We start from the raw sequence: 6,210 nt of genomic DNA, 5'->3' as shown, positions 1-6,210 counted from the left end.
ATGTTGCCTTGGACGCGACTCTTCCAATCATCAAGTTCTGTGAGCACGGAAGCGCGAGTCATCGTACGTTGGAAGACGTCGGTCGGAAGGTGCTGCACGACGGCTGAGCTCAGATTTCGATACAGATAGGCGTGACCACCGGACGCCTCGTGGAGTGCCTCGAGCGCACCAGGTTCGATCTGGATGCCCATCTTGCCGCCGACGGTGCTCGCGAGATCGTCCGCCTCTTCTCGCTCCAGCGGCTTCACGTACACGGCCTTCGCCCAAGAGAAGAGGGGATTCGGTCGACCATACAGTCGTCCACCTTCAACGATGGCGCTTGTAAGGCCGGACAGCACGAAGGTGAAGTTCTCAGACTCCTGCACGATGCTCCTGAGGGCCGATAGCAGCTGCGCAATGCGTGGCATGTCGCCTTCAGCGATATCGATGCGATCCGCTGGGGTCAAGTACTCGATCTCGTCCAGGAGGAGCAGGATCCTATGCCCGTCTTTGTGGAGATGCTTGAGTATCGCCTGGAGAGCGTTCTTCAGGTCGAGGATGCTCGGGCGTTCCTGCAGCTGCGAAAGCTCTTGGGTGCGCAGCTTGTGAGCTTTGAGTTCAGCAATCAGTCGTCGACGCAGATCGCTGACGATGTCGTCGGTGGGGTCTTCCGGCGGAGAGGGGAAGGCCTCCAGGTCCATGAGGACGGTCACCACTTTGTCCTCTTGCAACTCCTCCTTAAGCTGCATGAGGATGCTCGTCTTGCCCGACTTCCGCAGTCCGAAGACGCCTGTGACTCGCTGGTTGAACACGTCGTCACGCATCGACTGCAGCAGTGTCCTGCGGCCGAAGAAGCTCGCGCCATACACGGGAGTCGTCATGTAGAAGAGGTCTCGGGCATAGATGTAGTCGCGAAGAAGGGTAATTAGCGAGAGTTCGTCTTCGTCGTCAATCAAGAGCGGGATCGCTAGTTTCGCGGGGCGCGACCAGTCGTTCAGTTTGATCTGTAGACGCCGATCGGGCGACCACATGAAGAAGATGTCCGGAGTGATGGAACGATCGGCGCCACCGAGCTCGCGGGCCGCAGCCTGGAAGGTCCGGCCCTGGAGATCCTCATGCGGACTGTAGAAGATCATCACCTCGCGGGTAAACCCAAACCCGGCCTCGATCGCTCCACTGAATCGCACATGGACGATCGCGCAGTCCCTGAAGCCATCCTGACGGCAGAACCCCGCGTAGACCACCTGGGAGCCAAGACTTCGCAGAGCGTCGATGTGGTCACGCAGGACCGGGTACTTGTATCGAACGCGCTCGACGTTTGCCAGCAGGTCTGGGTGCTGGGGCGCCGCCACAGCGCCCGATCGCCAGCCGAACTGTCGAGTGGATGGTGCGGTCGGATCGAATCCCGGCCGATCGACATGCGGGTCTACGTGCTCACGTCGCATCGGCGATGGCCGAGGCGAACCGGGTCGAGGGGGTCGGGCACCGAACGACGCCCTCACCTTGCGAGCAACTGGAGCTTCTATCGATGAAGACGGGCTCTTGACGAACTCACCAAGTTCTCGCAGACGGACCAAGACGGCCTTTGCGTCGACTCCCAGTTCGGCGGCGAGCTCGTGCACTCGCATCTTCGCCATCTGTTCTCCGCTCGTGGTCACTTGGCCCGCTGTGTCTGCCAGGGGCTGTGCATTACCGGCGAAGCCGGGTTGCCAGATCAGTCTGTTGCATGCTGCAGACACCGGCTGCGATGACACGGCTCGATATATCAGTCGCCGTCCGCCGTCCCACCGAGGCGGCGCGCCTTGAGCAGCACGTTCATGTGCCTCGGGTGGGCTACCCATTGAGTTGTGATCGGTCCAGCGCGTCGAGTGAAATGGCCTTCCACCGGCTGCTAGGCCTTGCTGGGCCTCGGGCCAAACGGGGTCCAGGCCCATGCCCGCGACGAACGTCACGCAGCGCTGGATGTCGATGAGGTCTTCTGGGGCCGCTTTCAGCCGCTTGAAGTGTGCGATGCCATGAGGCGAGCATCTCACGACGGGCGAGACTTCCTGAGCGAGAGCAACCACTCGACTCGAACAGGCTCTGACCCAATCAGTGGACACAAATTCACCGGTGTGAGAGACTACTCCGTTCGCCAAACGAAGGGTCTGGCCGATGTCACACTCTGACGGCAACACGGACTGGGGGCGGATCATCCGCGACATGATCGCGCGTAGCACCGACTCTGCCCCCACCGAGCCCGGGGTCTACCGGATGCCGTGTGGGAACTGCTACGTCGACTTCTTCCTCGCCTCGGACGGCACCGAACGGTGGCTCGTCCCAGGCGATGAGCGCAGCTACACCCGCGACACCGTGGCCATCGCTCGCCACGGCGAGCACCCGTGGGAGCGGATGTACACCCTCGGCCATGCCGCCGCCGAGATCCGCCGCCGCGCGACCGCCGACGGCACACCCGTTCTTGTCCTGATCGATGAGCTGGCAGCGGTCGCCGCCACGGAGGATGCGGCGGAAGACGAGGAAATCGCCCGTATCGCCCGGGAGCGTCCCGCCGACAGTGCGGAGGTGGCGCGCTCCGATCTCGCCCGGAAATTCGGGATCGATCTCGACGAACTCTAGGAACATCTAGCGGTGTCTACCGAAACGCTAGACACCGCTAGATTCTGCTAGACATCCGTCACATGCGAGGAGCGTTAGCCGTGAGTGAGTATCCGTGGTTCGACTTCGACCGAGTCGACTACGTCACCGCGGACACCCACTTCAGCCACGCCCGGATCAGCGAACTCGCGGACCGTCCATTCACCACCGTCAACGAGATGAACACCGAGCTCATCCGCCGCTGGAACGAGACGGTCGCCCCGACAGATGTGGTGCTACATCTCGGGGATGTCGCGCTCGGGCCGATCGAGGAATCGATCACCCTCACCGCGCAGCTGAACGGTCACCGGTACCTCGTCCCCGGGAACCATGACCGGGTCTCACCAGCGACACAGTCCAGGAAGGCGATCGAACGGTTCGCGCCGCTCTACGAGGCGGCCGGGTGGACGATTCTGCCGGAGGTCATCGAAGGCACCCGGCACGGCTACCGGATCCTCGCATCCCACTACCCGTACAAGGGCGACTCGCAGGAGTCGGACCGACACACGTCGCACCGGCCCCGCTGGGACGATGGGATCCCGCTGTTGCACGGTCACACGCACGCACGCGACCACGGCCCGAATGGGCACCAGTTCCACGTCGGCGTCGACGCCCACGCATACGCGCCCATCCCGTTCACCGTCATCGACGAGTGGGTCCGGGGCCTACCGGATGTCGAGCCGTGGCTCGATGTGGCGGTCCGTGAAGCCCGTCAACTCCTCGCCAACCTCGACGCCACCGAAACCTCGAACTCCGACGCGATGTTCTACACGATGGGCTACAACGAACTGCGCGTCGCGCTGGAGGAACTCCTCGGCGCGCTCTACTCTTCCCACCCCGACTCCCCCGGGAACACCGCCAAGGCTTAGGACTGCCTCGGACGCGCTTTCGGCGCGGGCGACGGTATGAACAGTTCGCCTGCCGCGGGGCCGGATCGGAGGGTCCGCGGTTCTCGTCGGAAGCGGATCCATCCACAACGCTGCCAGTGCACCATCGTCAGGTACCGCGGCGACGACGACGTCCAGGCAGCCTGATGCTCCGCGGCGCTGAGATCGTGCGACGCGAGCTCCGGGAATACTTCCCGGAAGGTCGGGGATTGGCCGTGTTCGCGGGCGTAGCGATGGAGGAATGTCACAGCGCGACGCGCCCACACCGGCGCCGTCTCGTCAGCGGTGAGTTCAATGAACAGCGGCGCGAGGTGAGGTGCCGACCACGGCTTGTCCTCCCGGCCTGAGTCGGCCGACACCACGCATTCCTTGCCCTCGACCGTCATCGCAGAGATCCCACCCCGGACTCAGCTCCGGTCACGGGTGTCGTCGGGTGCGCGTTGCGTGTCGGCGGGACCCGCAGGCTCCTCGCCCTGATCTCGTCCTCCAGCTCGGCTGCTGGATGAACCCGCATCCATGACTGCCTTCAGCGCCGTGGTGTACTTCTCTCCTGTCACCTTCACGCGTTCCCGCGCGTCGTGCCGCAGCCGACTGGAAGTTCGTTTCTTCTGCGTCATGCCGACGTCCTTCGCGTGTCTGGAATTCGAGTATTCGTCGATGGCTCGACGGGAGTGCTGCGACGGAGTCCGTGAGCCTGTGATGGGCCCCGCGGGGCGGGCGGGTCAGATCGTTGCCTGCCTGCGTCCGAGGTAGACCCGTTGATGCGCGCCCCGCGTGGGCGGACCGGGATGCCGGCGCTATGCAAATGCCGGTTGATGGTCATCTCGCTACAGCCGGCGAGCTGCGCGATCTGTGCGATGGTCCAGTGCTTCGTTTCATAGTGATCGCGGAGCCAACGGGGGTCGAGGTCGAAGGTGCGGGGTCGTCCCCTTCGAGTCCGGGTGCCCGCGTCGGCGAGAATGCGACCCACTGTCTGCCGAGACACCCTCGTGTCTGCGGCGATCGTGTAGGTGGAAGCTCCCGCCGCGTACACCTGCGTCAGCCGGTCTGGTGGCATGGCTTCTGTCGCTGTCGCTCGTGCCGGCCGGATGGGCGGCCACGACGGCGCGATCTGGGGTCCGACTTCCGGGAGCTGAGGGGTGGGTTCGGGTGTCCAGGTGACGGGCTCCTGAATGCCGTTGGCGACGAGGAACTCTGCGGCGATCTGATCGAGCGCCGCCCGCACCGCCGGCGGGAGCTCCTCTACGAAGCGGGCTACGGCGGGCGGGCTCGCCCTGGTCGTGTGCCACGCCGTAGGCATCGCACGCAGCGGGTTCCCGGAGAGTTCTTGGTACAGGGCTGCGCGCGCCAACTCCCAGCGTCGTCCGCTCCCTGGGGACACGCCCGCGTCCCGGCAGAGCTGCCCCCACTGTGATTCGGGCAGGAGATCGGTGTAGTCGAGGTGGCGGCGGCGGGCGTAGTCGATGGGCACGTCTTGCGTGTCCAATAGAGCTGCCAGGCGGAGGACCGCGTGCAGGGTCGTCACGTGGTGAGTGCTGCGGCCCAGCTCACGCATCACGTGCGTCACCTGCCGTGACGGTGCGTGCGGATCGAGCAGCGCGAGCGCGGCGGAGTGTGTGAGCCTCGTGCCGGTAAACACGACCGCTGCTGCCAGCGCGGACGCGGCGATCTCGTTGTCGACCCGCAGTGGGGCGTACTGGGCGATCCAGTCCCCCCACAACTGTGCCGGCACTTTCCGTGCTCGCTCTTCCGGGCTGACGCCCGACGGCGGTGCGGACTGCAGAAACACGGTGGGGCGGCGGCGGCGACCCAGCGCGGCCGCGATCAGGGTCTGTAGTTGTGGTGTGTGCGCGGTGTACGACGTGCTGTGCGCCAGCCGCCCCTGCAGCAGGGAGATGATCGCGGCCGGATTGGTCAGTGCGCGGTGACCGAGGGTGGTGCCGACAGCGGCCCCGACGGCAGAGTCTGGTCGCGCCCGGATCGCCCTCGTCCAGTCCTCGCTCATCTCGAACAGCCCAATGAGCTCCCGGCCCAGCGGGCTCGCGTCGATGCTGTGACCGCCGACGATTGCGTCCCGCGCGGTGCGGGACAGTAGCCGAATGTCTTCCAACACAGGCACGGCCGGCTGCGGTGCATCAGCATAGATCCCGAACTGCGCCTGACCGGTGGAGACGATGCGCATCATCGCCCGTTGCGCATCCAGCACCGCCTGCGGCACCGGCGTGCGGGTCCGGTCCTCGGTGAGGTCCGCGCGACACCGGTTGGCCTGCGGACCCCTCCCCGGACCCCGCACGGGATTGTGGCAACGCCCGGGAACGGGAACAAGTGCGAGCGGGTGAGCGCGGTGTCGGGCAGGAAGATCACAGGTCTGGCACCGATCCACGAGAAGGCGGCGGTGGCGGGCACAGGCGAACCCGAACGGGAACGGGGCCTGCCCCCTGATCTTGGACACGCTGATTCCAGCACGAACGCTGGGGAAGCGAGAATCCAAGGATGGCAAGGAAGAACTACACCGACGAGTTCCGGCGGCGGGCGGTGGACCTGTACGAATCGACGCCGGGCGCAACGCTCGAGGGCATCGCGGTCGATCTCGGCATCTCTCGCGGGGCGTTGAAGGAGTGGGTCGACAAGCTCGGCTCCGGGACGACCGCGAGCGGTGGCGTGGCGGTGCCGGTCGGGCCTCGGTCGGAGTCGCAGGCGGCGCGGGTGG

General features: G+C 65.3%; 7 protein-coding genes. 3 read left to right on the top strand and 4 right to left on the bottom strand.

Annotated features, from left to right (window positions below; genetic code table 11):
• Nucleotides 1-1,616 (bottom strand): translation initiation factor IF-2 N-terminal domain-containing protein (locus DC432_RS15560; protein WP_165801309.1); only part of this gene is annotated, 1,616 nt, incomplete at its 3' end.
• Between the two features lie 565 nt (nucleotides 1,617-2,181).
• Here DC432_RS15560 and DC432_RS15550 point away from each other — a divergent pair.
• Both DC432_RS15550 and DC432_RS15545 read left to right on the top strand, forming a co-directional pair.
• Nucleotides 2,182-2,595 (top strand): zinc ABC transporter ATPase, encoded by a 414-nt coding sequence (locus tag DC432_RS15550; RefSeq protein ID WP_243393175.1) that lies wholly within the window; start codon nucleotides 2,182-2,184, stop codon nucleotides 2,593-2,595.
• Between the two features lie 80 nt (nucleotides 2,596-2,675).
• Nucleotides 2,676-3,482 carry a metallophosphoesterase gene (locus tag DC432_RS15545; protein ID WP_005054963.1) on the top strand — a complete coding sequence of 269 codons (807 nt, stop codon included), beginning with the start codon at nucleotides 2,676-2,678 and terminating at the stop codon, nucleotides 3,480-3,482.
• On the opposite strand, the gene DC432_RS16255 is transcribed toward DC432_RS15545, so the two are convergent.
• From DC432_RS16255 to DC432_RS15540, 3 genes are read right to left on the bottom strand one after another with little or no spacing between them, the layout of a single operon-like run.
• Nucleotides 3,479-3,886: a hypothetical protein gene (locus DC432_RS16255; RefSeq protein ID WP_043341843.1), complete on the bottom strand. Its 408-nt coding sequence runs from the start codon at nucleotides 3,884-3,886 to the stop codon at nucleotides 3,479-3,481. The two genes, DC432_RS15545 and DC432_RS16255, sit on opposite strands and share 4 nt — an antisense overlap.
• 21 nt (nucleotides 3,887-3,907) lie before the next feature.
• Nucleotides 3,908-4,117, bottom strand: a complete 210-nt coding sequence (locus tag DC432_RS16250) for a hypothetical protein (RefSeq protein WP_133177970.1) — start codon at nucleotides 4,115-4,117, stop codon at nucleotides 3,908-3,910.
• Nucleotides 4,114-5,718 carry a hypothetical protein gene (locus DC432_RS15540; RefSeq protein ID WP_116538615.1) on the bottom strand — a complete coding sequence of 535 codons (1,605 nt, stop codon included), beginning with the start codon at nucleotides 5,716-5,718 and terminating at the stop codon, nucleotides 4,114-4,116. The genes DC432_RS16250 and DC432_RS15540 overlap by 4 nt, the downstream gene beginning before the upstream one ends.
• Nucleotides 5,719-5,993: 275 nt before the next feature.
• On the opposite strand from DC432_RS15540, the gene DC432_RS15535 reads away from it, so the two are divergent.
• Nucleotides 5,994-6,210: transposase (locus DC432_RS15535; protein ID WP_133177969.1), on the top strand; the 217-nt coding region annotated here is incomplete at its 3' end.

Origin of the sequence: Microbacterium testaceum (assembly GCF_003075375.1) — a bacterium.
Taxonomy (GTDB): Bacteria; Actinomycetota; Actinomycetes; order Actinomycetales; family Microbacteriaceae; genus Microbacterium; species Microbacterium testaceum_E.
The sequence above is the reverse complement of the archived record's forward strand: the minus strand, read 5'-3'. Positions and strand labels throughout refer to the sequence as shown.